Origin of the sequence: Pandoraea cepalis, assembly GCF_902459625.1 — a bacterium.
GTDB lineage: Bacteria > Pseudomonadota > Gammaproteobacteria > Burkholderiales > Burkholderiaceae > Pandoraea > Pandoraea cepalis.
Map to the genome: position 1 here is coordinate 149,390 of NZ_CABPRY010000009.1, position 24,198 is coordinate 173,587.

The 24,198-nt window shown below is 65.3% G+C and carries 25 protein-coding genes; 10 read left to right on the top strand and 15 right to left on the bottom strand.

The features are described 5' to 3' along the window. Nucleotides 1-461: 461 nt before the first annotated feature. The 6 genes from PCE31107_RS18050 to hemA form a co-directional block, all read right to left on the bottom strand. Nucleotides 462-755 (bottom strand): hypothetical protein, encoded by a 294-nt coding sequence (locus PCE31107_RS18050; protein WP_150610094.1) that lies wholly within the window; start codon nucleotides 753-755, stop codon nucleotides 462-464. An 88-nt stretch (nucleotides 756-843) separates the two neighbouring features. After that, on the bottom strand, nucleotides 844-1,458 hold the full coding sequence (locus PCE31107_RS18055) for a UbiX family flavin prenyltransferase (protein ID WP_165385379.1): 615 nt from the start codon (nucleotides 1,456-1,458) through the stop codon (nucleotides 844-846). 17 nt (nucleotides 1,459-1,475) lie between these two features. Then, the gene (gene grxD, locus PCE31107_RS18060) at nucleotides 1,476-1,790 is read right to left on the bottom strand and encodes a Grx4 family monothiol glutaredoxin (protein WP_130027315.1); all 315 of its coding nucleotides are present in this window, start codon (nucleotides 1,788-1,790) and stop codon (nucleotides 1,476-1,478) included. A gap of 80 nt (nucleotides 1,791-1,870) precedes the next feature. After that, complete coding sequence (prmC, locus tag PCE31107_RS18065; protein WP_150610095.1) at nucleotides 1,871-2,728, bottom strand: peptide chain release factor N(5)-glutamine methyltransferase; 858 nt, start codon at nucleotides 2,726-2,728, stop codon at nucleotides 1,871-1,873. After that, the gene (gene prfA, locus PCE31107_RS18070; protein WP_130027312.1) at nucleotides 2,728-3,810 is read right to left on the bottom strand and encodes a peptide chain release factor 1; all 1,083 of its coding nucleotides are present in this window, start codon (nucleotides 3,808-3,810) and stop codon (nucleotides 2,728-2,730) included. Before prfA ends, prmC begins: the two co-directional genes overlap by 1 nt. Continuing rightward, complete coding sequence (hemA, locus tag PCE31107_RS18075; RefSeq protein WP_130027310.1) at nucleotides 3,811-5,091, bottom strand: glutamyl-tRNA reductase; 1,281 nt, start codon at nucleotides 5,089-5,091, stop codon at nucleotides 3,811-3,813. It abuts the gene before it with no gap. Between the two features lie 314 nt (nucleotides 5,092-5,405). On the opposite strand from hemA, the gene PCE31107_RS18080 reads away from it, so the two are divergent. From PCE31107_RS18080 to PCE31107_RS18090, 3 genes are all read left to right on the top strand, one after another. Continuing rightward, nucleotides 5,406-5,660, top strand: a complete 255-nt coding sequence (locus PCE31107_RS18080) for a GlsB/YeaQ/YmgE family stress response membrane protein (protein ID WP_150610096.1) — start codon at nucleotides 5,406-5,408, stop codon at nucleotides 5,658-5,660. A gap of 21 nt (nucleotides 5,661-5,681) precedes the next feature. Then, entirely contained in the window at nucleotides 5,682-5,921 is a 240-nt protein-coding gene (locus PCE31107_RS18085) for a GlsB/YeaQ/YmgE family stress response membrane protein (RefSeq protein ID WP_017234657.1), read from the top strand. 210 nt (nucleotides 5,922-6,131) lie between these two features. Then, the gene (locus PCE31107_RS18090) at nucleotides 6,132-7,631 is read left to right on the top strand and encodes an MDR family MFS transporter (RefSeq protein WP_130027306.1); all 1,500 of its coding nucleotides are present in this window, start codon (nucleotides 6,132-6,134) and stop codon (nucleotides 7,629-7,631) included. 19 nt (nucleotides 7,632-7,650) lie between these two features. Here PCE31107_RS18090 and PCE31107_RS18095 read toward each other — a convergent pair whose 3' ends face one another. Next, on the bottom strand, nucleotides 7,651-8,766 hold the full coding sequence (locus tag PCE31107_RS18095) for a glycosyltransferase family 2 protein (protein WP_150610097.1): 1,116 nt from the start codon (nucleotides 8,764-8,766) through the stop codon (nucleotides 7,651-7,653). Between the two features lie 5 nt (nucleotides 8,767-8,771). Then, nucleotides 8,772-10,103 (bottom strand): glycosyltransferase family 87 protein, encoded by a 1,332-nt coding sequence (locus PCE31107_RS18100; RefSeq protein ID WP_150610099.1) that lies wholly within the window; start codon nucleotides 10,101-10,103, stop codon nucleotides 8,772-8,774. A gap of 538 nt (nucleotides 10,104-10,641) precedes the next feature. On the opposite strand from PCE31107_RS18100, the gene PCE31107_RS18105 reads away from it, so the two are divergent. Both PCE31107_RS18105 and PCE31107_RS18110 read left to right on the top strand, forming a co-directional pair. Beyond that, the gene (locus PCE31107_RS18105; RefSeq protein WP_130027994.1) at nucleotides 10,642-10,920 is read left to right on the top strand and encodes a type II toxin-antitoxin system Phd/YefM family antitoxin; all 279 of its coding nucleotides are present in this window, start codon (nucleotides 10,642-10,644) and stop codon (nucleotides 10,918-10,920) included. Nucleotides 10,921-10,946: 26 nt separating this feature from the next. After that, nucleotides 10,947-11,258 (top strand): type II toxin-antitoxin system RelE/ParE family toxin, encoded by a 312-nt coding sequence (locus tag PCE31107_RS18110; protein WP_130027993.1) that lies wholly within the window; start codon nucleotides 10,947-10,949, stop codon nucleotides 11,256-11,258. A gap of 80 nt (nucleotides 11,259-11,338) precedes the next feature. Here PCE31107_RS18110 and ychF read toward each other — a convergent pair whose 3' ends face one another. Together ychF and ypfJ are read right to left on the bottom strand one after the other, a co-directional pair. Beyond that, entirely contained in the window at nucleotides 11,339-12,433 is a 1,095-nt protein-coding gene (gene ychF / locus PCE31107_RS18115; protein ID WP_130027245.1) for a redox-regulated ATPase YchF, read from the bottom strand. 189 nt (nucleotides 12,434-12,622) lie between these two features. Next, the gene (ypfJ, locus tag PCE31107_RS18120; RefSeq protein WP_150610100.1) at nucleotides 12,623-13,492 is read right to left on the bottom strand and encodes a KPN_02809 family neutral zinc metallopeptidase; all 870 of its coding nucleotides are present in this window, start codon (nucleotides 13,490-13,492) and stop codon (nucleotides 12,623-12,625) included. 189 nt (nucleotides 13,493-13,681) lie between these two features. Between ypfJ and PCE31107_RS18125 the strand changes: the two genes are divergently transcribed. The 3 genes from PCE31107_RS18125 to PCE31107_RS18135 all read left to right on the top strand — a co-directional run bounded on the left by PCE31107_RS18125 (nucleotide 13,682) and on the right by PCE31107_RS18135 (nucleotide 17,608). Continuing rightward, the gene (locus PCE31107_RS18125) at nucleotides 13,682-14,869 is read left to right on the top strand and encodes a UbiH/UbiF family hydroxylase (RefSeq protein ID WP_150610101.1); all 1,188 of its coding nucleotides are present in this window, start codon (nucleotides 13,682-13,684) and stop codon (nucleotides 14,867-14,869) included. Between the two features lie 99 nt (nucleotides 14,870-14,968). Beyond that, nucleotides 14,969-15,733: a DsbC family protein gene (locus PCE31107_RS18130; protein ID WP_150610102.1), complete on the top strand. Its 765-nt coding sequence runs from the start codon at nucleotides 14,969-14,971 to the stop codon at nucleotides 15,731-15,733. A gap of 60 nt (nucleotides 15,734-15,793) precedes the next feature. Continuing rightward, nucleotides 15,794-17,608, top strand: a complete 1,815-nt coding sequence (locus PCE31107_RS18135; protein WP_150610104.1) for a M61 family metallopeptidase — start codon at nucleotides 15,794-15,796, stop codon at nucleotides 17,606-17,608. Nucleotides 17,609-17,621: 13 nt separating this feature from the next. Here the strand turns inward: PCE31107_RS18135 and PCE31107_RS18140 are convergent, their stop codons facing one another. Further along, nucleotides 17,622-18,560 (bottom strand): LysR family transcriptional regulator, encoded by a 939-nt coding sequence (locus PCE31107_RS18140; RefSeq protein ID WP_174966714.1) that lies wholly within the window; start codon nucleotides 18,558-18,560, stop codon nucleotides 17,622-17,624. A gap of 214 nt (nucleotides 18,561-18,774) precedes the next feature. On the opposite strand from PCE31107_RS18140, the gene PCE31107_RS18145 reads away from it, so the two are divergent. Next, complete coding sequence (locus PCE31107_RS18145; protein ID WP_130027237.1) at nucleotides 18,775-19,374, top strand: FMN-dependent NADH-azoreductase; 600 nt, start codon at nucleotides 18,775-18,777, stop codon at nucleotides 19,372-19,374. A 55-nt stretch (nucleotides 19,375-19,429) separates the two neighbouring features. Further along, nucleotides 19,430-20,350 (top strand): pirin-like C-terminal cupin domain-containing protein, encoded by a 921-nt coding sequence (locus PCE31107_RS18150; protein WP_150610106.1) that lies wholly within the window; start codon nucleotides 19,430-19,432, stop codon nucleotides 20,348-20,350. 17 nt (nucleotides 20,351-20,367) lie between these two features. Here the strand turns inward: PCE31107_RS18150 and PCE31107_RS18155 are convergent, their stop codons facing one another. The 4 genes from PCE31107_RS18155 to trpD all read right to left on the bottom strand — a co-directional run bounded on the left by PCE31107_RS18155 (nucleotide 20,368) and on the right by trpD (nucleotide 24,131). Further along, entirely contained in the window at nucleotides 20,368-21,345 is a 978-nt protein-coding gene (locus PCE31107_RS18155) for a uracil-DNA glycosylase (protein WP_150610107.1), read from the bottom strand. A gap of 67 nt (nucleotides 21,346-21,412) precedes the next feature. Further along, on the bottom strand, nucleotides 21,413-22,108 hold the full coding sequence (locus tag PCE31107_RS18160) for a CYTH domain-containing protein (protein WP_150610109.1): 696 nt from the start codon (nucleotides 22,106-22,108) through the stop codon (nucleotides 21,413-21,415). A 64-nt stretch (nucleotides 22,109-22,172) separates the two neighbouring features. Next, nucleotides 22,173-22,985 carry an indole-3-glycerol phosphate synthase TrpC gene (gene trpC, locus PCE31107_RS18165; RefSeq protein ID WP_150610110.1) on the bottom strand — a complete coding sequence of 271 codons (813 nt, stop codon included), beginning with the start codon at nucleotides 22,983-22,985 and terminating at the stop codon, nucleotides 22,173-22,175. A gap of 117 nt (nucleotides 22,986-23,102) precedes the next feature. Further along, entirely contained in the window at nucleotides 23,103-24,131 is a 1,029-nt protein-coding gene (trpD, locus tag PCE31107_RS18170) for an anthranilate phosphoribosyltransferase (RefSeq protein ID WP_017234672.1), read from the bottom strand. Nucleotides 24,132-24,198 lie beyond the last annotated feature (67 nt).

Sequence of the window (24,198 nt, forward strand, 5' to 3'; positions counted from 1 at the left end):
GCGACATTCAATCTTCATGCAAGCCTCGTGCCAGATGCGCCGGCACTGGAAACCCGCGTCGCTATTGAGGCGTTGGGTGTCGCAGTGGGGCGATGTTACGGTGTCCGGTCTGATCTGTTACGTAACAAAGTGCGACGCGTTCGCCGTTTTGGCAACCTTCGCTTACACGGCTTACAGACGTGTGATGGGATTCCTGCCGGCGCGGCGATATAAAGAAGGCGAGCAGAGTCACGTTCCCCCTTCCAGGAGTCAGATCATGAAGTTAGTCGTTGCTGCGCTACTCGCCGTCACGCTTGCCGGGTGCGTTGTCGTCCCGGCCCGACCGTATTACGGCGGGGGCTACGGACATCGGTGCTGTTATCGTTATTGATCGATGACGCGATTTACGAATGACAAAAAAGAAGCCCCGCCGGTTCGACCTTGCGGGGCTTTTTCTATGGCTGCGGCCATTGGTGAGGCGTTCAGCGTCGCTCGTGATCGCGCGGGGCAAGGAAGCTCGCGGGGCGGCGTGGGCGGCGCGACGATGCCGCGAAGTAGGAGGGGCGCCGCAAGTCCTGCGTGTCGTTCGGGGAGCGCCAGTAGGGCGTGCGCGGTGTGCCGAGCAGGTCACCCGGGCGATGGGGCGACAGCGGGGGCACCGACGCGGGCCAGACCATCTGACGCCACCGGGCACCGGCAGGCACAACGAGCACCAGCATGACGAAAACGAGTGTCACAACGGCATAGACGACAACAGGCGAGAGGTGGGCTTCCATCACAAACTCCGGTCGCAAAGATGTCACGCCACGGGAATGCGGTTCGGCAGGCAGCGCGTGGCGCTTTCACTATAGGCCATGGCGGCGCTCACCGGTCCTGAGCGTCGGTCTCCTTGCCCAGGCCGCTCCAGCTCGTGGCGACGGGGGGCGCGATCCCGAACAGATCGATCACGCGTGCAACCGTGTCGTCGACCATCGCGTCGAGCGATGCGGGGTGGTTGTAGAACGCGGGAAGGGGCGGGTAGACGATGCCGCCCATTTCCGTGACCGCCGTCATATTGCGCAGATGCGCGAGGTTGAAGGGCGTTTCGCGCACCATCAGCACGAGGCGGCGCCGCTCCTTGAGCGTGACGTCGGCGGCGCGTGCGATCAGGTTGTCCGACAGCCCGTGGGCAACGCTCGCGAGCGTTTTCATCGAGCAGGGGGCCACGACCATGCCCACTGTAGCGAACGAGCCGCTGGCGAGGTTGGCGCCGACTTCGCGCACGCTGTGGTACGCATCGGCCAATGCTTGCACGTCGGCGCGTTCCAGGCCAAGTTCGTGACGCAACGTCAGCCAGCCCGCACTCGACACCATCAGGTGGGTTTCGACGCCACCCATCGCGCGCAGGCGTTTGAGCAGGCGCACGCCATAGACGGCACCGGTCGCGCCGGTGATGGCAACGACCAGACGCGTGGGCTGCGAGGCTCCCGTCGACACCATCGTCAATCAGTGGGGTATTACGCCAGATCGGCGAGGACCTGCTTGAGTTCGCCGCTCTGGTACATCTCCATCATGATGTCCGAGCCGCCGACGAATTCGCCGTTGATGTAGAGCTGCGGGATAGTCGGCCAGTTGGCGAATTCCTTCACGCCTTGACGGATTTCCTCGTCTTGCAGCACGTCCACCGTGAACAGGTTGTCGACGCCGCACGCCTTCAGGATCTGAATGGCACGGCCCGAGAAGCCGCACATCGGGAATTGTGCGTTGCCCTTCATGAAGAGCACGACAGGATGTTCGGTGACGATTTGCTGGATACGTTGCTGGGTGGTCATGGTGGAAAGCCCGTGGAGATACCGGAAAGTCGGCGTATCCGGCATTTTAGCGGTTTTCCGCCGCGTCCGTCGGTGCGCGCTCAGACGCGGCGCCCCCCCGTGGTGCGCTCGATACCCGCGAGATCGCGTTCGGAGGTGACGTCGACCAAGCCTGCCGCTCGACAAAGCGCGCGTACGTCGGCGGCCTGATGGTAGCCGTGCTCGCAGAGCAGCCAGCTGTTCGGCAGCAGGCGCGACGGCGCACCGGCCACGATCGTGCGCAGGGCGGCGAGACCGTCCGCGTGGTCGGTCAGCGCATCGACCGGTTCGAAGCGCAGATCGCCTTGCGAGAGATGCGCGTCGTCCGACACGATGTATGGCGGATTCGAGACGATGATGTCGAATGGCGCGGCATTGCCCGGCAATGCGGCATACCAATCGCTGGCGAGGAAGGTGACGGAGGCGGTCAATCCAAGCTGCCGGGCGTTTTCGCGGGCGACGTCGAGCGCGTCGGCAGAGCGATCGAGCGCCGTGACGTGGGCGTCGGGGCGGCAATGCGCAATGGCCAGCGCAATCGCGCCGCTGCCGGTGCCCAGATCGAGCACGCGCGGCGCCGGCCGGCCTTTCAGACGCGCCAGTGCCAGTTCGACGAGCAGTTCGGTTTCGGGGCGGGGAATCAACACGGACGCGCTGACCGTCAGCGTCAAGCCGAAGAATTCGCGTGTGCCGGTCAGGTACGCGATGGGTTCGCCCGCCACGCGACGTGCATGCAGCGCACGGTAGACAGCGAGCGTTTCGGGCGCCAGCGGCTCGCGGTCGCGGGTGATCAGTTGCGTGCGGGACCAGCCCAGCACGTGCGAGAGCAGAATGCGCGACTCCATCGGCGGCAATCCCGGCTCGCGCAGCAGCGAGGCCACCGTGGCGACGTCGTGCCCGGCGTCGGGCGCACCCTGCGACATCAGGCGGCCTCGCCCAGCGACGCCAACTGCTCGGCCTGATGCTCGGTGACGAGCGCGTTGATCATGTCGTCGAGATCGCCGTCCATGATGTATTCGAGCTTGTAGAGCGTGAGATTGATGCGGTGATCCGTCATCCGCCCCTGCGGGAAGTTGTACGTGCGAATGCGTTCCGAGCGGTCGCCCGATCCGATCAGGCTCTTGCGCGTGGCGGCTTCCTTGGCTTGCTGGGCGCGCAGTTGCGCGTCCTTGATGCGCGCCGCGAGTACCTTGAGCGCCTTGTCCTTGTTGCGGTGCTGCGAGCGGTCGTCCTGGCATTCGACGACGATGCCCGTGGGCAAGTGCGTGATGCGCACCGCCGAGTCCGTCTTGTTGACGTGCTGGCCGCCGGCACCCGACGCGCGGAACGTGTCGATACGGATGTCGGCCGGGTTGATGTCGACGTCGGCGACGTCATCGGCTTCCGGCATCACGGCCACCGTGCAGGCGGACGTGTGAATGCGGCCCTGCGTTTCGGTCGCCGGTACCCGCTGCACGCGATGGCCGCCCGACTCGAACTTGAGGCGGGAGTAGGCGCCCTGGCCGATCAGCCGGACGATGACTTCCTTATAGCCGCCCAGATCGGATTCGCTGGCCGACATGATCTCGACCTGCCAGCGGTGGCGCTCCGCATAGCGCATGTACATGCGCAGCAGGTCGCCGGCGAACAGCGCCGATTCGTCGCCGCCCGTGCCCGCGCGGATTTCGAGGAAGATGTTGCGTTCGTCGTTGGGGTCGCGCGGCAGCAGCATGCGTTGCAGCGAGGCTTCCATGTCGTCCATGCGTGCCCGGGCGCTGGCGGCTTCGTCGTCCGCGAAATCGCGCATCTCGGGGTCCAGCGCCATCTCCTGGGCCGCCGCGACATCGCTCTGAGCCTGGCGGTAGTGACGATACTGCTCGACGACGGGCGCCAGCTCGGCATGTTCGCGCGTGAGCTTGCGGTAGTTGTCCAGATCGCGCGTGACGTCGCCCTGGCTCAATAGGCCATCAAGCTCGACCAGACGTTGCGTCAACTGGTCGAGCTTGGCTTGCATGCTCGCTTTCATCTATTTGTCGGCGGATCCCGAGGTGCGGAACAGTTCGGGAATGAGGTGAAGGATTTGCTCGCGCGAATCGCCGCGCGCCGTGTTCAGCGCGTGCGTCGGGCCGTGCAGGAATTTCTTGGTGAGGGACTGGGACAGGGCGTCGAGCACGGCGGCGGGATCGTCGCCGCGCGCGAGCATGCGCTGGGCACGCTCGAGTTCGGCGAGGCGCATGGCCTCGGCCGTGCCATGGATGTCACGGATGACCGGCACGACACTGCGGGCGTCGAGCCATTGCATGAAGTGCTGGACACGCGTTTCGATGATCGCCTCGGCCTGCGCGACCGCTGCCTGACGCAGCGCATTGCCTTCGCGCACGACCGCGCCGAGATCGTCGACGGTGTACAGGAAGATGTCGGTCAGACGACCGACTTCCGGCTCGATGTCGCGCGGCACCGCCAGATCGACCATGAACATCGGCTTGTGCTTGCGGGCCTTGATGGCGCGCTCGACAGCGCCCAGACCGATCAGCGGCAACGTGCTCGCCGTGCACGACACCACGATGTCGAATTCATGCAGGCGCTGCGGCAGCTCGGACAGGCGGATGGCCGTGCCGCCCAGCCGCTCGGCGAGCTTCTCGCCGCGCTCGGCGGTCCGGTTGGCGATGTACAGGGCTTTCGGGTTCTGCGCGGCGAAATGCGTGGCGCACAGGTCGATCATCTCGCCCGCGCCGATGAACAGCACCTTCTGCGTGCTGAGGCTTTCGAAAATGCGCTGGGCGAGTCGCACCGCGGCGGCCGCCATCGAGACCGAATGCGCGCCGATCTCGGTCTGGCCACGCACTTCCTTCGCCACCGCGAACGTGCGCTGGAAAAGCTGGTTGAGATAGGTGCCCAGTGCGCCCGCCTCGGCGGCGGTGCGCACGGCGTCCTTCAACTGGCCGAGGATCTGCGTCTCGCCCAGCACCATCGAGTCCAGCCCGCTCGCCACGCGAAACGCGTGGCGCACGGCGTCGGACTGGGGCAGGGCGTAAAGATGCGGCGCGAGATCGCTGGCCGGAATGTTGTGAAACTCGGACAGCCAGTGCACCGCGCGCTCGCGGGCCGCGGCGTCGTCGGTGACGCAGTAGATTTCCGTGCGGTTGCACGTCGACAGGATGGCGGCCTCGGGGGCGCTCGACCTGCCCGTCCACAGCCCCTTGAGCCCCGCCAGTGCCGGCTCGATCCGCTCGAACGGAAACGCCACCCGTTCGCGCAGCGAGACGGGCGCCGTGTGGTGGTTCAGGCCGAGAGCGAGCAGTTGCATGATATGGGGGATCTAATAACCGCTGATTATAGCGCGTCGACGTGATGCCCGTTTCGAGGGTGCCACGTGCCCCGCGCGCCGGGACAGCGATGCGTCATGATCGCGCAGCCGCCCGGTTTTGACAAATACGTGTCGCTTATACCCGGCATATCGTTGGTTTTCGGTCCCGTTGTCGGCCCCCCGGGAGGCCCATTGCCGGCGTGCCTTGACCCCGCTTGCGAGCGGCGGTGGCGGGCGGATGTCGCGACACGCTTGCCGAATCGTCCGATTTCGGGGCTATACTGCGTTCGGGTTCCCATCCTTGGAGAGACGTCATGGGCATCATCGGCACTATCGTTGTCGGTCTGGTCGTCGGTCTCATTGCACGCGCCCTGCATCCCGGAAGGGACAATCTGGGCATCATCATGACCATCATCCTTGGCATTGCCGGCGCGCTGCTCGCCAAATATGTCGGGCAATTCCTCCATCTCTACACCGAAGGCCAGTCGGCCGGGTGGATCGCGTCGATCGTCGGCGCCATCGTGCTGCTGGTGATCTACGGTGCCGTCAAGCGCAGTCGCGCTGCCTGACGCGGCGCCCCGGAGCCGCTCATGAACATTCTCGTGCTCTTGCTCGTGGGGCTGGTGGCCGGTTGGCTCGCCGGCCTCGTGGTGGGTGGCGGCTACGGCATTATTGGCGACATGGTCGTCGGCGTGATCGGCGCGTTCGTCGGCGGCTGGCTGCTGCGACATCTGGGCATCGCCGTCGGATACGGCACGCTCGGGCGCATCATCACGGCGACGATCGGCGCCATCGTGTTGCTCGCCCTGCTGCGTCTGGTGCGACGATAAGCCGCACTTGGCGGGTGTCGTACGCGTTTTCCCGCATTCAGCTATCCTTGACGCCATCGCCTGGCCCAAGTCGTCTTGACGACGCGTGCGGCATCGCCGCCACGTTCGATCCCGCCTTCCGCCGTCCGACGTGACCGCCGCACCCGACAGGGGCGGCGGCGGTACGCCTCGCAAGTCGCTTCGCCCGATTCCCCCACATTAAAAGAACACATGTCTGCGACACGCCCTTCCATGCGGCCATTCATCGTGGCATCCGTCATGGCGGCGACCTCCATGGTTGCCATCGAGGCCACGATCATTTCGACGGCCATGCCGCAAATCGTTGCCCAGCTTGGGGGGCTGTCCCTGTACAGCTGGGTTTTCTCCGCCTTTTTGCTGGCGCAGACGGCCATGACCGTGGTGTTCGGCAAACTGGCCGACCTCTACGGTCGCAAGCCGGTCATGCTCGTGGGTATCGCCGTGTTTCTGGTTGCCTCGCTTGGCGGCGGACTCGCGTGGTCGATGCCGGCGATGATCGTCTTCCGTCTGCTGCAGGGCGTGGGGGCGGCGTGCATCCAGCCGGTCAGCCTGACCATCATCGCCGACTACTACCCGACCAGCGAGCGCGGCAAGGTGCAGGGTTACCTGGCGAGCGTGTGGGCCATCTCGGCCGTGCTCGGTCCGATGCTCGGCGGCATCATCATTCGCGACTTGTCGTGGTCGTGGATCTTCTGGATCAACATCCCCATCGGCCTGTTGGCCGCGGCGGGCTTCGTCGCCTATCTGCACGAGGCCGCGCCGCGCCAGCGCCCGAGCATCGACGCGCTGGGCGCCGTGTTCTTCGCGATTGCCGTGGCGGCGCTGATGATCGCGCTGACCGACGCGAACGCCTTCTCCGACACGCACGTCTGGGCCGGCGTGCTGGTGTGCGTCGTCGCGTCGCTGCTGTTCGTTTGGCAGGAGCGGCGCGCCCCGGACCCGATGATCTCGTTCGCGCTTTGGCGGCGCCGGCCGATTGCGGCGGCGAATGCGGCGACGCTGCTCTCGGGCATGGTGCTCATGGGGCTGACGACCTTCCTGCCGATGTACGCGCAGGGGGTATTGCGTCAGACGCCGGTCGTGGCGGGCATGGCGCTCACGATGATCATGGTCGGCTGGCCGATCGGTTCGACGTTCGCCGCGAAAACCTTCACGCGCTACGGCCTGCGCCGCATTCTCGTGGGCGGCAGCCTGCTGATGCCGGTGGGCGGGATCGTCTTTGCGCTGCTCGGGCCGAACAGTTCGCCGTTGCTTGCCGGGTTCGGCTCGTTCCTGATGGGGTTTTCGATGGGCACGGGCAGCGTAAGCGCGCTCGTGCTGATTCAGGAGCTAGTCGATCCGTCGCAGCGCGGCAGCGCCACGGCGTCGAACATCTTCTCGCGGAATCTGGGCAGCACGCTCGGCGCGACGCTTTTCGGCGCCGTGCTCAACTTCGGATTGACGCAATCGAGCGGGCTGGCACCCGTCACCTCCGATCAGTTGCGGCACGTGCTGGAAGACCGGGGCGTGTCGACGCTGGCCGATCAGGCCATTCGCGCGGTGCTGCAACATTCGCTGCACCTCACGTTCCTGTCGATCCTGGCGATCTCGATCGGTGTCGTGGTGTTGCTGCTGTTGGTGCCGACCAACGCCGTCGACCGTTCGCGCGATACGGCGGGGGACAAGCCCGAGTTCGTGCCCGGCGGGCATTGATCGACGTGGCGGTGCCGCCTCAACGCGCGACAACACGCCGTGCACGCGAGGCAGACGACTGGCCGGCCCTGAGTCGTGCGCCGAACGGCTTGCGCGCCGTCGGCATTCGGGGGCTCGATGGGGGCAACGGCGCGCGTGACGGCAGTTGGCTCACCTTCGCGCTCGACGGGTAGCGGCGTCGCACCAGGTACAGCGGCCGTCCTTTCGCTTCGTAGTAAATCCGGCCAACGTACTCTCCGATCACCCCGATACCGACGAGCTGAATGCCGCCGAGGAACAGCGTGCCGACGAGCAGCGAGGCGTAGCCGGGCACGTCGATGCCATGAATGAGCGTGCGCAGCACGATAAAGCCGCCGTAACCGAGCGAGACGAGCGCGAGCGAGACGCCGAGATACGTCCAGCAGCGCAGCGGCACGGTGCTGAAGCTGGTAATGCCTTCAAGCGCGAAATTCCACAGGCGCCAGCCGGAGAACTTCGACTCGCCCGCGCGGCGCGGCTCGCGCACATACTCCACGATTTCCGTCTGAAATCCGACCCAGGCGAACAACCCCTTCATGAATCGGCGGCGCTCCGGCAACTGCTTGAGCGCGGACACGACGCGTCGATCGATCAGGCGGAAATCGCCAACGTTCTCGGGCAGCTTCACTTCCGAGAGGCGATTGTGAATGCGATAGTAAAGACCCGCCGCGACCCGTTTGGCGACGCGGTCGCTCGCGCGATTCGTGCGCTTGGCGAGCACGACTTCCGCGCCATTGCGCCAGCGCTCGATCATCACGGGGATGAGTGCCGGCGGATCCTGAAGGTCGGCATCGATGGGGATGACGGCATCGCCACGCGCTTCGTCGATGCCCGCGCTCAGCGCCGCTTCCTTGCCGAAGTTGCGGGTGAAGTCGATCACGCGGATGCGCGCGTCGGCGCGGCGAAGGGCGAGCAGGGTGCCAAGCGTGTCGTCGGTGCTGCCATCGTTCACGCAGACGATTTCGAAGCGCACGTCCGCGACGGCATCGAGCACCGGAGCCAGGGCGCGGTAGAACTTGTCGAGCACCGGGGCTTCGTTGTGACAGGGCACGACGAGCGACACAAGCGGCGTTCTCTGCGGGAAGGGCGACTGACGACTCTCGGTGGCGCGGGGCATGGCGGTTACCTCGTGGGCACGGGCGCGGTGGCCGACGCGCGGCGATCGGCGCAGGCAGGGTCGACGCAGTGCGGGGGCACAGCGACATGGGACACGGCGGGTACGTCGGACATTTCCGGCACGTGAGCGAGTCGGCGACGGCGGCGCCACAGCATGGCGAGCGTGGCGAGCGTGATGAGCGGCATGAACTGAAATCCAATTGGCAGCACGCCGATCAGACCGAACGCGGGGGTGAGCCACAGCACGACGAGCCATTCGCGCTCCCCGCGCAACCAGCCGCGCGCGATGCCGTCGCGCGCATACCAGGCGATGACGAGCGAGAGCATCGCGAGATCGTAGTCGTAGAGATAGGGGCTGACGAGCGTGGTGGCGCACACGAGCGTGGCGGCTCGCAGCGCGAAGGCCGCCGGACGCCGCCAGACGTCGATCATTGCCGCCACGGCGCCAAGCGCGACGCCAGCATGGACGATGGCGGCCAGCGTGACGGGTGCGCCCAGCATGCGTGCCATCACGAAAAACGTCGGCATGCGGGCAAGTTGCGCCTCGCCGTCGACGAGGCTTTGGCGTGCCAACGCCGTCGCGTGCAGGAACGTCGGATAGACGTCGAGACCGAAGACCGCGCCGGCGAGCAGCGTACTTCCGATGACCGTCACGACGCATGCGGTCAGCGCGCGCCACTCGCGGGCGCAGAGAAACGCGAGCGGAAAGAGCAGGGCGACGTGCGGTTTGACGAAGAGCAATCCGGCGAGCGCGCCCGCCCATGCGGGACGCTTGCGCAGCAAGAGCAGTGAGAAGCCTGCGAGGGCGGTGGTGTAAAGCGCGATCTGTCCTGCGGCGATCACGAGCAGCACGCCGGGAAAACTCACGGTGGGCAGGCGGGCGTCGCGCCACGGTGCCGTGCGTCGCAGGGCGGCGTAGTACAGGACGAAGCCGATGCAGGCATAAGCGCCGTACGCGTAAGCGAAGGGCAGCAGCGCGACCGGCGCGAGCAGGATCATCATCACGGGCGGGTAAAGCCAGGGCAGGATGCCGCCCAAATTTGCCGTCCACGGCTGGGCGGCCATCTGCGCATGCGTCATCAGATCGACGTTGTAGGCGTCGAGCGGATGCCCGTGGAGCACGAAGTAGGACGCTCCCCAGAATGGCAGGAAGTCGAGGCCGATGGGGCCGAGCTTCGGGGGCACGACGAAAAAATGCTGATAGGACCAGATGGCGAACACGGCGAGGGTGACGAGCAGGCCTGCCCCGCTATAGAGGCGGATGCGGGCGCGGTCGTCGGACCAATGCCGGCGCTCGATTGACACCACTTCATCGACGGCCGACGGCTTCGATGCCATGCATGAACCTCCCGGTGGGCGCATGAAAACGGTGATGCTCGACTACGGGGACGGCTTGGGTGGGCGTGCGGTGCGGCCGTCTGCGCCAAGCGGGCGATGCACAGGGTTTCGACTATCGATGCATTGCGCGCGACGGAAAACACGACGCCATATTAGACGAGACGGTCTCCGAACGGATCAAAATTCCGGCGTGCCGTGGCGACGGCGCTGCAGCACCTCGTCCGATTATCACCGGGGTCGACGTCGGGGCAACCGGTTCGCCAGGCGGCGTCCGGAGGGGGGCGGGAAGGTGGCGGGGTGATGCGAACGTTCGAGGCGAGTGCCTTCCGAAAATCGGCATTTTGTTGCGGGGGAAGTTGGTCGCGCAATCCGGGTCTCCACGCGGGTTCCGGCGCACGGCGCGCTTGGCTAGCGTCAGCTGGCCCGTCCGGTAAGGCAACGGCGTCGCCATACTTCGTATTTGCCAAAGTGCCCAGGCGTTGAGTTGGGACTATAAAAGGACTATATTCAGTCCTATTCGGGAAACGGAATCATGGAAATGCGCTACTCGACGCAGGTCAAGCCGATCAGCTATTTGAAAGCGAACGCTGCGGAGGTCTTGGCAACGCTGGCGGAACAACGCTCGCCGTTGGTCATTACGCAGAACGGCGAAGCCAAAGCTGTGCTGCAAGACGTGGCGTCGTATGAAGAGACACAAGAGACGCTGGCTTTGCTGAAATTGCTTGCACTCGGCCAACAGGATGTCGCTGCGGGAAAAGTCACGCCGGTTGCCGACGTGGTGGCTCGCCTTCGTAAGAAAAGAAAGTTTGGGGAGTGACGGGTATCGTGGTCAAGTACGAAGTGATGCTGACCGACGGTGCGCAGGGAGACCTTGAAGCGATTCACGACTACATTGCTGAGTACGACTGCCCGCAAAACGCCGATTATGTGCTGGACCAACTGATGGACGTGGTGTCGGGGCTGGAACGGTGGCCCGAGCGGGGAAGCTATCCCAAGGAACTCATCTCGCTTGGCATCAAGGAGTATCGGCAGGTGGCCTTTAAGCCGTATCGAGTCATTTATCGAATCCTCGGCAAGCAGGTCGTTATTTTTCTCATTGCCGACGGGCGACGCGATATGCAAACCGTGCTGGAAAATCGTTTGCTCGCTCGGTGAATCCTCCGCATTTCATCCCTCAGAAACAAAACACCCCGGCGCGATGGCCGGGGTGTTCATTGTCTTGCTAGTCGATCGCGTTACACGTTGAACAAGAAGTTCATGACATCGCCGTCGTGCACAACGTACTCCTTGCCTTCGGCGCGCATCTTGCCGGCTTCCTTCGCGCCTTGCTCGCCCTTGTACTGGATGAAATCGTCAAAGGCGATGGTTTGCGCGCGGATGAAGCCGCGTTCGAAGTCGGTGTGGATCACGCCGGCGGCCTGCGGCGCGGTGTCGCCCACATGGATCGTCCAGGCGCGCACTTCCTTCACGCCTGCGGTGAAGTATGTCTGCAGACCCAGCAGCTTGAAGCCCGCGCGGATCACGCGATCCAGGCCCGGCTCGTCCATGCCCATGTCGGCCAGGAATTCCGCCTTGTCGGCGTCGTCCATGTCGCCAATTTCCGCCTCGATGGCCGCACATACGGCCACCACCGGCGCATTCTCGCTCTCCGCGTACTTGCGCACCGCGTCCAGATGCGGATTGTTTTCGAAGCCGTCGTCTTTCACGTTGGCGACATACATCGTCGGCTTGGCCGTGATCAGGCAGAACGGCTTGATCAGCGCCAGCTCGTCGTCCGACAGCTTGATCGAGCGCACCGGACGCGCTTCATTGAGCACCGGCACCACCTTTTCCAGCACCGCCACGAGCTTGGCGGCTTCCTTGTCGTTGCCCGACTTGGCCGCCTTCGAGTAGCGTTGCAGCGCCTTTTCCGTCGTGGCCAGATCCGCCAGCGCCAGTTCCGTGTTGATGACCTCGATGTCCGAAATCGGATTCACCTTGCCGGCCACGTGGATGACGTTCTCGTCCTCAAAGCAGCGCACGACGTGCGTGATGGCGTCCGTCTCGCGGATGTTGGCCAGGAACTGGTTGCCCAACCCTTCACCCTTGGACGCGCCCGCCACCAGGCCGGCAATGTCGACGAACTCGACCGTCGCCGGCATGATCCGCTCGGGCTTGACGATCTCGGCCAGCTTGCCCAGACGCGGGTCGGGCACCTCCACCACGCCGACGTTCGGCTCGATGGTGCAGAACGGATAGTTCTCGGCAGCGATGCCCGCTTTGGTCAGCGCGTTGAAAAGAGTCGACTTGCCGACGTTGGGCAAGCCGACGATGCCGCATTTGAGGCTCATGCTAAATCCTGTCTAATCCGATAAGTGCGCCGACAAATGCCCCGGGGGTGCGCCGGGTGGCGCCGTGGAATGCGCCGGTGATTGCGTCGCGGAAAGTCCGCTATTGTACCCGTTCTGCCGCCAACGGCGCCCCGGGTGCCTAGGGAGACGAGGGGGCCGGCGTCGCGACGACCCCCGCCCGCGCCGTACTCAACTCAGCGACTTCGCCGAGAATGTATCGCACTTGCGCATGTCGCCGTACTGCAACCCTTGGCGCAGCCAATACACCCGTTGCGCGCTCGTCCCGTGCGTGAACGACTCCGGCACCACGCGGCCCTGCGCCTGCTGCTGCAGCCGGTCGTCGCCGATCGCCGACGCTGTCTTCAACCCCTGCTCGACGTCGCCCGGCTCCAGCAACTGCTGATTCGCCTTCTCGGCATTGTTCGCCCAGACGCCCGCGAAGCAGTCGGCCTGCAGCTCCAGGCGCACCGACAACGCATTGGCCTGCGCCTCGCTCATGCGGCGTCGCGCCTCGTCGAACTTCTCGGAAATGCCCAGCAGATTCTGGATGTGATGGCCCACTTCGTGCGCGATCACATACGCCTGCGCGAAATCGCCTCCCGCGCCGAAGCGCTGACGCAATTCGTCATAGAAGGCGAGATCGATGTAGACCTTGCGGTCGCCCGGGCAGTAAAACGGCCCCATCGCCGTTTGTCCGGTGCCGCATGCGGTGGGCGTTGCGCCGGAGAACAGCACCAGTTTCGGCGCCACGTACTGACGGTTCACCTGCTGCGGGAACACGGTTCCCCAGGTGCGCTCGATGTTGCCGAGTACCTTGCGGGTGAAGACGGTCTTCGGATCGTGGGCCGGCGCGGCATTCGGTGCGGACTGGGGCGGCGATTGGGTCTGCCCCTGCAGCATCTGCGAGCCCTGGATGATGACGCGCGGGTCGATGCCGAAGAAATACGAGGCGGCCAGCGCCACCACGATCGTGCCGATGCCGAGGGTGGTGCGTCCCCCGAAACCGCCGCCCCGTCGATCTTCGACGTTGTCGCTTTCGGATTCGTTGTCGAGGTGCATTGGAGGACTCCCTGTCTGATAATCGGTATGCGCGCAAGTATAGCGCCGGGCTGTGGCACGCGACGCTGTGCCACAGCCGCCCCCCGGGGGAGCGGGCGTCGCTTGCGCGGCAGGCGTGCGACAATACGCCATCTCGTTTTCTGAACCAGCCGGCTCGCGCGATTCAGGCGCTGGCGCTGCATTCGCCGCATGTCTCTAACGCAAACCTCCAGCCAAACGCACGATGTCGTCGTCGTCGGTGGCGGTCTGGTCGGCAAGGCCGCCGCCCTGCTGCTTTCGCAGGCGCGCCTGTCCGTCGCACTGCTCGCCCAGCCGGCCGTAGCCGCCCCCGGCCCGGGCGACCTGTGGGACGCCCGCATCTATTCGCTCTCGTCCAGCTCGCAAGCCCTCTTCGAGCGCATGCGCGTATGGCAGGCCGTCGATCCCGCGCGCATCAATCCTGTCTATGACATGGAAGTCTTTGGCGACGATCGCGGCAGCCTGCATTTCTCGGCGTACCAGGCCGCCGTGCCGCAACTCGCCTGGATCGCCGAATCGTCGAACCTCGAGCGCGCGCTCGACGCCGCCCTGCGCTTCTCCCCGCAAGTGCATTGGCTCGACGCCCGGGCCGACGCGCTCGAAGTCGATGCCGCCGCCGCCTCGGTGCGTCTGTCGGACGGCAAGACCCTGCGCGCGTCGCTCGTGGTGGGGGCCGACGGCGCCCACTCGTGGGTGCGCAGCACCGCCGGGCTGGACGGCTCGGTGCGTCCCTACGAACAACTCGGCGTGGTCTGCAATTTCCGCGCGGAGCGCGCGCACCGCGACACCGCATTTCAATGGTTCCACGACGGCGAGATCGTCGCGCTGCTGCCGCTGCCCGACCAGCACGTCTCGCTGGTCTGGTCCGCCGCGCATGATCATGCCCAGGCGTTGCTCGCGCTTGATCCCAAAGCGCTGGCCGAACGCGTCGGCACCTTCTCGAACGTTGAACTCGGCCACCTCACGCCGGTCTCATCGCGCGCCCAGGGTTTCCCGCTCGTGCTGGCGCAGGCCAAACGCCTGATCGCGCCGCGCGTGGCGCTGGTGGGCGACGCGGCGCACGTCGTGCATCCCCTCGCGGGCCAGGGCATGAACCTCGGTTTGCGCGACGTGGCGGCGCTCGGCGACGCGCTCGCCGCCCGCGAATCGTTCCGCGATTGCGGCGATGCGGCGGTATTGCGTCGCTACGAGCGCGCCCGCAAGGAAGACATCGGCAGCATGGCGCTCACCACGGACGGCCTGCACAAGCTGTTCGCCACGCACAGCCCACTGGTCAGGTTTGTGCGCAACGCGGGGCTCGACTGCGTGAACGTGCTGCCTTTCGTCAAGAAATTCCTGATCGGCCGCGCGCTGGGCTGACCCCTCGGGGCGCCTATGCCGGGCCATGCCACCCAATTCCGGTCGATACCGGGCGTGTCCGGACGCGCCTCTCGCTCGACACACTTCTGGAGATACTCGATGTTGAAACGTTATCGCCCTGCGGCGCTCGCAGCGCTTGGTCTGGCGACAATTTGCGCCGCGACTGTCACGACGTTCGCCGTCGCGCAGAACAAGTCCGACGCGGCCCTCGACCGTGTGAAGGCCGCCGTGCAAAAGACGCTCGGCGCCGAGGCCCCCGTCAAGTCGGTGGCACGTACGCCCATCCCCGGCCTTTTTGAGGTGGCCGTTGGCAGCGACATTCTCTATGCCGACGAGAAGGCGAAATACGTGATTGTCGGCGGTAACCTCGTCGATACGAAAACGCGTCAGAACCTGACGGAAGCGCGTCAGTCGGAACTGAACAAGATCGACTTCGCCAAGCTGCCGCTCGATCGCGCCATCAAGTACGTGAAGGGTAACGGCAGCCGCAAGGTCGCCGTGTTCTCCGATCCGAACTGCCCGTACTGCAAGCGCTTCGAGGAAACGCTCAAGACGTCGAAGCTCGACAACATCACCGTCTACACCTTCCTGTACCCGGTGCTCGGCCCCGATTCGGACGCCAAGTCGAAGGCGATCTGGTGCGCCCCCAATCCGCTCACCGCGTGGCATGACTGGATGCTCGACAAGAAGGCGCCGCCGGCCCCTTCGGCCAAGTGCGACGACACCGCGGTGGTGCAGAACGTAGCGCTGGGGCATCAGTTCAACGTGACCGGAACGCCGACGATCATACTGTCCGACGGCCGCCGTCTGCCGGGCGCCGTGCCTGCAGAAGCCCTGGAAAAGGCGCTCGCCACGGTCAAGTAACCGTCCATTCGCTTGTCTGGCCAACGCCCGACCGTTCCGACAACAAGAAGCCGCCACCTCATGAAAGCCACGTCTGCCCAGCCTGCCATCCGGTATGCGATTGTTCCGAAGTCGCCTGCCGCGCATCTGTTCGAAGTGACCGTCACGGTCTCGAATCCCGCCCCCGAAGGGCAGCGTTTCTCGCTGCCCGCGTGGATTCCGGGCAGCTATATGGTGCGCGAGTTTGCCCGCAACATCGTGACGATCGGGGCGACGTGCCGCGGCCGCAAGGTGGCGCTCGACAAGCTCGACAAGCACACGTGGCAGGCGACGCCGTGCAAGGGCACGCTGATCGTGACCTACGAGGTGTACGCGTGGGATCTGTCGGTACGCGCCGCGCATCTCGACGACACGCACGGCTTCTTCAACGGCACGAGCGTGTTTCTGCGCGTCGAAGGCCAGGAGCAGGTGCCGTGCGAAGTCGATGTGCTGCGCGCGCGCGGCGCGGCGTTCAAAGCGTGGCGCGTCGCGACTGCGCTCACGCCGGCCGAAGGCACGGCGGCGCTCGACTTCGGGCGCTATCTGGCGGCCGACTACGACGAGTTGATCGACTCGCCGGTCGAGATGGGGACCTTCGTGCATGGCACGTTCAAGGCTTGTGGTGTGACACACGAAGTTGCGATCACCGGACCGGTGCCGAATCTCGATCTCGATCGGTTGCTGCGCGACATGAAGAAGATCTGCGAAGCGCAGATCCGTTTGTTCGAGCCGGGCGCGAGTTCGCGCTCGCGCGTGCCGATGTCGCGCTACGTCTTCCTGCTCATGACGGTCGGCGAGGGGTACGGCGGTCTGGAGCACCGTGCATCCACGGCGCTGCTCGCGAGCCGCAACGATCTGCCGGTGCAGGGACAGGCGCGCATGAGCGAAGCCTATCGCGGCTTCCTCGGCCTGGTGAGCCACGAGTACTTCCACACGTGGAACGTCAAGCGCATCAAGCCGGCGGTGTTCGCACCGTACGTGCTCGATCGCGAAGTCTATACGCGACTGCTCTGGCTGTTCGAAGGTTTTACGTCCTATTACGACGATCTGATGCTCGTACGCAGCGGCGTGATTCCGCCTGCCGATTACTACGAACTCGTCGCCAAGACGGTGGCGGGCGTGCTGCGTGGCAGCGGCCGTCTCAAGCAGACCGTGGCCGAGAGTTCGTTCGATGCCTGGACGAAGTACTACCGCCAGGACGAGAACGCGCCGAACGCCATCGTCAGCTATTACACGAAGGGGTCGCTGGTCGCGCTCGCGCTCGATCTGACGATCCGTTCGAAGACGCGCGGCCAGAAGTCGCTCGACGACATCATGCGTGCGTTGTGGCAACGCTATGGCCGCGACTTCTATCGCGGCGCGCCCGTGGGTATCGACGAAGACGCCGTGCAGCCGTTCTTCGAGGACGTCTCGGGACTCGACCTGTCGGAATTCTTCGCCACCGCCATTCACGGCACGCGCGATCTGCCAATCAAGACGCTGCTCGAACGCGTCGGACTTACGCTGGAACCGGTCAAGCCCGAGGACGGCCGTCCCGCGCTGGGGGTGAAGACGGCAAAGCGCGGTGACGACCTTACGCTCTCGCAGGTGCTCGACGGGGGCGCGGCGCAAGCGGCCGGATTGTCGGCGGGCGATGTGCTGGTCGCCATCGACGGTCTGCGCGTCACGCAAGCCAATCTCGACAAGCTGCTCGATCGCTATCGCCCGGGCGACCGGGTGACGGTCCACGCGTTCCGCCGCGACGCCCTGCGTGAGACCGCGCTCACGCTCGACGCGCCGGAGATTTCGAAATACCGCATCGCCGAGACGCGCGATCGCGCCGCGGCACAGCGTCGTGAAAAGTGGCTGTCGGCCTGAGCGGCCGAGCGCTTTACGCTTGCGCCGGGCCCGGCACTGACGGGTCCCGGTTTTCCTCCGGACACGACTTGGCGACGGCGAGCATGTGCTCGATGAAGACCTGCGTCTTGCGCGGGAGGAAGCGTCGCGATGGCGTGACCAGATGCACCGGACTGGACGGTAACGACCACTCGGGCAGCACCTTGATGAGACGGCCGGTGCGCAACGCATCCTCGGCCAGGATGTCCGTCAGCGCGGCGATGCCACTGCCCGCCACCGTCATTTCCTTGACCATGCCCATGCTGTTGACCTGAATCGCCCCTTGCATGGTGATGTCGGCGCGCTGACGTCCCCTGTGCAGCGTGTCCGAGTTGAAAAGACGCCGCGCGCCTTGCAGGATCACGAAGCGATGGCCCGCCAGCTCGTCGGGCGTGGCGGGCAACCCCGTCGCACTCAGATACAGCGGGCTGGCATACAGACTGCGTGTGAGCGCCAGGAGGGGGCGCGCCACGAGAGTGGAGTCGGAGAGTTGTCCGGCGCGGATGGCGACGTCGATGCGCTCGGCGATCAGATCGACCTGTCGCGAACTCAGATCCACATCGACCGTAATCTCGGGATAGGCCGCGCAGAACGTGGCGAGCGGCACCGCCAGCCACTGCGCCGCAAAGTCGCCGGGCGCCGTGATGCGAAGCCGTCCACGCGGCTTGCTCGAGAGCTGCGAGGCGAAGTCTCGCGTCTCTTCCACTTCCTCGAGAATCGGCAGGCAACGCTCGTAATACGCCTCGCCGACTTCTGTCAGTTCCAGCCGCCGTGTGGTCTTGTGCAGCAACTTCGTGCCCAGACGCATCTCCAGCCGCGACAGACGCCGACTCACGGTTGCCTTGGGCAGATCGAGCCGCTCGCCGGCCCGGGTGATGCTGCCCGAGCGAACGACCTCGGCGAAGATCAGCATGTCATTCAGATCGTCAATCATCGCGCGCGCTCCTCGGTGACGCGGCCATCCGGCCAAGGAAAGGGGGATGGCATGCATTGTTCCAAAAAGGGAACAAACAATTCGATTTTACCGGCTTGTTTCATTTTTGTGGGTAACTAGAATTCATACCAAGCCGACGCGCCATTCACGGCAATCCCGAGATGGGGGCCAGCGCGGACGGATTTTCGAACCCCCAGGCTCAGGAGCCAGAGACATGACCACGATTCTCCAAATCAATTCCGCCGCCCGCTCGCAAGGTGCCAACTCGACCACACTCGCCAACGAATCCGTGGCGCAACTGGTCGCGAAGCACGCAGGTGCCAAGGTCGTCGTGCGCGATCTGCTGGCCGATGGCGTGCCGCACCTGGACGAAGCCGTGATCGGCGCGTTCTTCACGCCGGAAGACCAACGCTCGGCAGAACAAAACGCCATCATCGCCCGCAGCGACGAACTGGTCGCCGAGATTCAGGCAGCCGACTACGTGGTGTTCGGCGTGCCGCTGTACAACTTCCAGGTGCCGTCGCAACTGAAGGCGTACTTCGACTGGATCGCCCGTGCTCGCGTGACTTTCCGCTATCGTGAAGACGGCACCGTGGAAGGTCTTATCCAGGGCAAGAAGGTGATCGTGGCATTCGCCCGTGGCGGCAACTACAAGGACACGCCGGCCGACAGCCAGACGCCGTACCTCAAGACGATTCTCGGCTTCCTCGGCATGACGGACGTGACGTTCATCTTCGCGGAAGGTCTGGCTCGCGGTCCGGAATCGGCCGCCGCCGGATTTGCCAATGCTCGCGAAGCGATTGCAGCGCTCTAAGCCCTCGGGCCGACGCTGACAATACGGCTGCTCTCCCGCACGCGCAGGTACCCCCATGGCCCATCCGACGCCCTTGCATCCGCGTCAGACGAAGCGTCCGGCGGCTCACGCCGACGCGAGCGCCATCCCGCGCGTGCTTCCCGTCACCCGGCCCGGCCGCTGCGCCGCGGCGGCGGGGGCGGGCGTTTTCGATCAGGTCGCCGAAACGGATCCGTTTCTGTCGATCGATCTCTTCCGTCGTCATGGCGCGTGCATACCGCCGCATCCGCATGCCGGATGCGTGGTGGCGACCTACCTGTTTCCCGAGTCGACGACGTCGCTGCGCTGCCGTCACGCCCATCGGGGCGACGACAGGCTGCGCGCCGGCGATCTGCTCTGGCTCGAAACCAACTGCGGCACCGTGCACGAGGACATTCCCGAGAACGCCCACGGTATTGCGCGTGGCATACGGATGATCGTGAGCCGCGCCGGCCGCCATGCGCACGGCGCTCCCGCGCAAACCGTGGTTCGTGCCGAAGCCATGCCGCATTGGCGCGAAGGCGCCGTCGATCTCACGTTGATCTGCGGGCAGTGGGGCGAGCGTCATGTCGCCCATGTCGCCCGTACGGAAAGTGAGCGCACGACGCTGTTGCAGCTCGACTGGCGTGAGGACGAACTGCGCACCTTGACGATCCCGTGCGATGGCCGTCGCTGGGTCGCGTTGATTGCGCAGGGCGAGGCGGCACTGGCCAATCATGCGTTACGCGCGGAAGGTGGCGGCGCGCAAGCGGTGTTGCTTGCGCCCGGTGCGTGGCAACTGGCCGGACGCACCGGCGCGCGTCTCCTGCTCGCCGGTGGCGAACCGCTCGACGAACCCGTGGTCTATCGCGGCAACTTCGCGGCGCGCGACGAGAGCGATCTCGTGGCGCTCACTCGCCGCTATCAACAGGGCGCCATGGGCACCCTGGCGCCCATCACCGAGTCATCGCGCGACTGAGTCCCGCTGCAACGCCCTTACGCCGGCAGGCGCCAGTCGATGGGCGCCTTGCCGTGCTGTTCGAGGAAGGCATTGGCGGCGCTGAAGTGGCCGCAGCCCAGGAAACCGCGATGTGCCGAGAGCGGCGAGGGGTGCGGGGCTTCGAGCAGCAGATGACCGTGACCGGCGAGCAGCGGTGCCTTGGCCTGCGCATGGCTGCCCCACAGCAGGAAGACCAGCGGCGCTTGCCGGGCGGCCAGCCCCTTGAGCAACGTGTCGGTACAGGCTTGCCATCCCCCCTTCTTGAACGGCTTCGCATGACTCGCGGCGTTGCTCGCTTCCACCGTGAGCGTCGTGTTGAGCAACAGCACACCCTGTTTCGCCCAGGCATCGAGATTGCCGTGCGGCGGCGCGGCGATCCCCAGATCGCGTTCGATTTCCTTGTAGATGTTTCGCAACGACGGTGGCACGCGCACGCCGCGCTGCACCGAAAACGCCAGGCCGTGCGCTTGCGCGATGCCGTGATCGTCACCGTGATAGGGGTCCTGCCCGAGGATCACGACCTTCACGTCCATGGGCGACGTCACGCGCAGCGCGTGAAAGATGTCCGCCGGGTAGACAGTCTTGCCCGCGGAGACTTCGGCATCGACGTAACGGCAAAGCGGCGCGTACGCGTCGCTCTCGACGAACGGCGCGACAAGTGTCTTCCACTCGCCGGGCAATGCGGCGAACTGATCCTCGACGCGACCCTTGAGCGGGCCGGCGACGTCGGCGCTCGCGGCTACCGAGTGAGCGATTGATGTGACGGGCATCGATGCAGATGTCACCGGCGCACCCGCTTTCGGCGGACGTCCGCGTCGCCGCGGTGAGGGTGCGGCAGAAGCGGCGACATCGACGGGGGGCTGCGTCGGAGTCGTCGTGTCGTTCGTGCCGGTCACTGGCGTCGGTTCGTCGAACAGTGAGCGTTGCCTTTCATCGGTAGGCGATGGCGATGCCGCGCGTGAGCGTGAGGTCATGCGATGAGTCGGTTGAGTGGACTTGGGAGAGTGACGCGTGCATCGTGCGCGTGTCCGTGAGCGACGCTCAGCGACCGAGCACCTTTTGCCGCAGACGATACCCGCGCTGCGCCTTGCTCACGTCGTCGCTCTGCAATTCGGGCAGTACGTCGCGCAATTCCTGCGCGAGCGCGTGCAGAATGCGTTCGCCTTGGCCCTCGCGGTCGTCCTCCGGAGCATCGAGCAATTCCAGTTCGACTTCCACGAGTGGCTCCGTGTGGCGTTTGCCGCCGGCGTCAACCGCGACTTCGCCCCGGTCAAAGGCGATTTCGACCGCCGTGCCGTCCCCTGCGATATAGCGCCACAGCCGTCGCACGAAATTCGTTTCGAACTGGGCGACGACATTCGCCCCCTCGGCGCGCAGCAAATCCGCCGTGCCGGGCACGTCGCAAGCGGCGATCAGCGGCGCAAGTTCAAGCGCTTCGCCTTGCACGGCCTGCTCCCACTCGTGGCGCACATGTAGCCCGTCGCGCGCGTCGCCCACCGACTTGAGGGTTTGCAGCCATTGTCCGGGGTGGCCGTCGCGCGCCACGAAACGCAACCGCAGCGCGGCCTTCGCTTGCGAGAGCGCCAGCGAAGGCGTGTCGAAATAGCGATTGACGAGATGCCGTTCCCCCCGGGCTTCCGCTCCAGGCAAACGGTCCAGATGAGAAATCAGCGCGACGGCGCGCTCGGCAGACAGGTCGCCCGGGAGGGCCAGTTTGAGTTCGCGTTCGATGGCCATCGGGGCCGCTCCTGTGAGGGGGGACGCCGCGCCATCGATCGCTCGCGTGGCGCGTGGCAGGGTGTTAGCGGGGCATGTCGAACAGCGTGGCGAGGGCTTCGCCCGGCTCGGGCGCGCGCATGAAGGCTTCTCCGACGAGGAAGGCATTGACGCCCGCCGCGCGCATGCGCATCACGTCGTCACGCGAGAGGATACCCGACTCCGTCACGACGATACGATCGTCCGGAATGTGCTTCAGCAGACCCAGCGTGGTGTCGAGCGACACTTCGAAGTTGTGCAGGTTGCGATTGTTGATGCCCAGCAGCGGCGTGCTCAACTCGAGCCCGGCGTCCAGTTCCTGGCCGTTGTGCACTTCGACGAGTACCGCCATGCCCAGCTCGTGCGCTTGCGCTTCGAGATCGCGCATATGGGCCAGTTCCAGCGCCGCGGCGATGAGCAGAATGCAGTCGGCGCCCATCTCGCGCGCCTCGTACACCTGGTAGGCGTCGATCATGAAGTCCTTGCGCAGCACCGGCAGATCGCAGGCGGCCCGCGCGGCCTTCAGATACTCGGGCGAGCCCTGGAAGAACTGCACGTCGGTGAGCACCGACAGGCATGCCGCGCCGCCTTGCTGATACGACTCGGCAATCTGCGGCGGCACGAAATGCTCGCGAATCACGCCCTTCGACGGGCTGGCTTTCTTGATCTCGGCGATCACGCCGGGCAGACCGCCGTCGAGCTTCGTGCGCACCGCGCCCACGAAATCGCGTGTGCGCAGCGCGCTGTCGGCGACGGTGGCTTCGGCGTCGCGGCGCAGGCTCGCGAGGTCACGCACGCGCTTCGCAGCGGCGACTTCTTCAGCCTTGACGGCCAGGATCTTGTCGAGAACGGTAGACATATCGATGGATGATTCGGGGGCTACTGAATTAGAGGGGCGTCATCGAAGACTACGCCCGTCGTGATCGAAATCGGGAGGCGCTGGACGCGGCACCTGCGAGGGTGCCGACGCCATGCCTTACCCTTTGAATCGCTGCGTGAAAGCGACGAACTCGTCGAGCTTCGCGCGCGCCGCGCCGCTGGCGATGGATTCGCGCGCCAACTGGATTCCTTCACCAATCGACGCCGCACGGTTGGCGGCATACAGCGCGGTACCGGCATTGAGCGCGACAATCTCGCGCGCGGTGCCCGGCTTGTTGTCGAGTGCTTCGATCAACATCGTTTTCGATTCGTCGGCGCTGCCGACCTTCAGGCCGCGATTGCTCACCATCTGCAGGCCGAAGTCCTCGGGATGAATCTCGTACTCGGTGACCTTGCCGTCCTTCAACTCGCCCACCAGCGTGGCGGCGCCGAGCGACACTTCGTCCATGCCGTCCTTGCCGTAGACCACGAGCACGTGTTCGGCGCCCAGGCGCTGCATCACGCGCACCTGGATACCGACCAGATCGGGGTGGAACACGCCCATCAACTGGTTCGGCGCACCGGCCGGATTGGTGAGCGGCCCGAGGATGTTGAAGATCGTGCGTACGCCCATTTCCTTGCGCACGGCCGCCACGTTCTTCATCGCGGGATGATGGTTCGGCGCGAACATGAAGCCGATGCCGACTTCGCGCAGACACTCGGCGACCTGCTCGGGCGAGAGCATGATGTTCACGCCCAGGGCCTCGAGCACGTCGGCGCTGCCCGACTTGGAACTCACACCGCGGTTGCCGTGCTTGGCGACCTTGGCGCCCGCGCCTGCTGCCACGAACATCGACGCGGTGGAGATATTGAACGTGTGCGACACATCGCCGCCGGTGCCCACGATGTCGACGAAATGCTCGCCGGGGGGCGCGTCGACATGGTTGGCGAACTCGCGCATCACTTGCGCGGCCGCTGCGATTTCACCGATGGTTTCCTTCTTCACGCGCAGGCCGGTGATGATGGCCGCGCACATGACCGGCGAAATTTCGCCCTTCATGATGAGACGCATCAGGTGCAGCATCTCGTCGTGGAAGATTTCACGGTGCTCGATGGTGCGCTGCAGGGCTTCTTGCGGGGTAATCATGGATTGTTCTCGCTTCTGTCGGATCGGCTCGGGTGGCTCAGATGGCTCAGATGGCTCAGATGGCTCA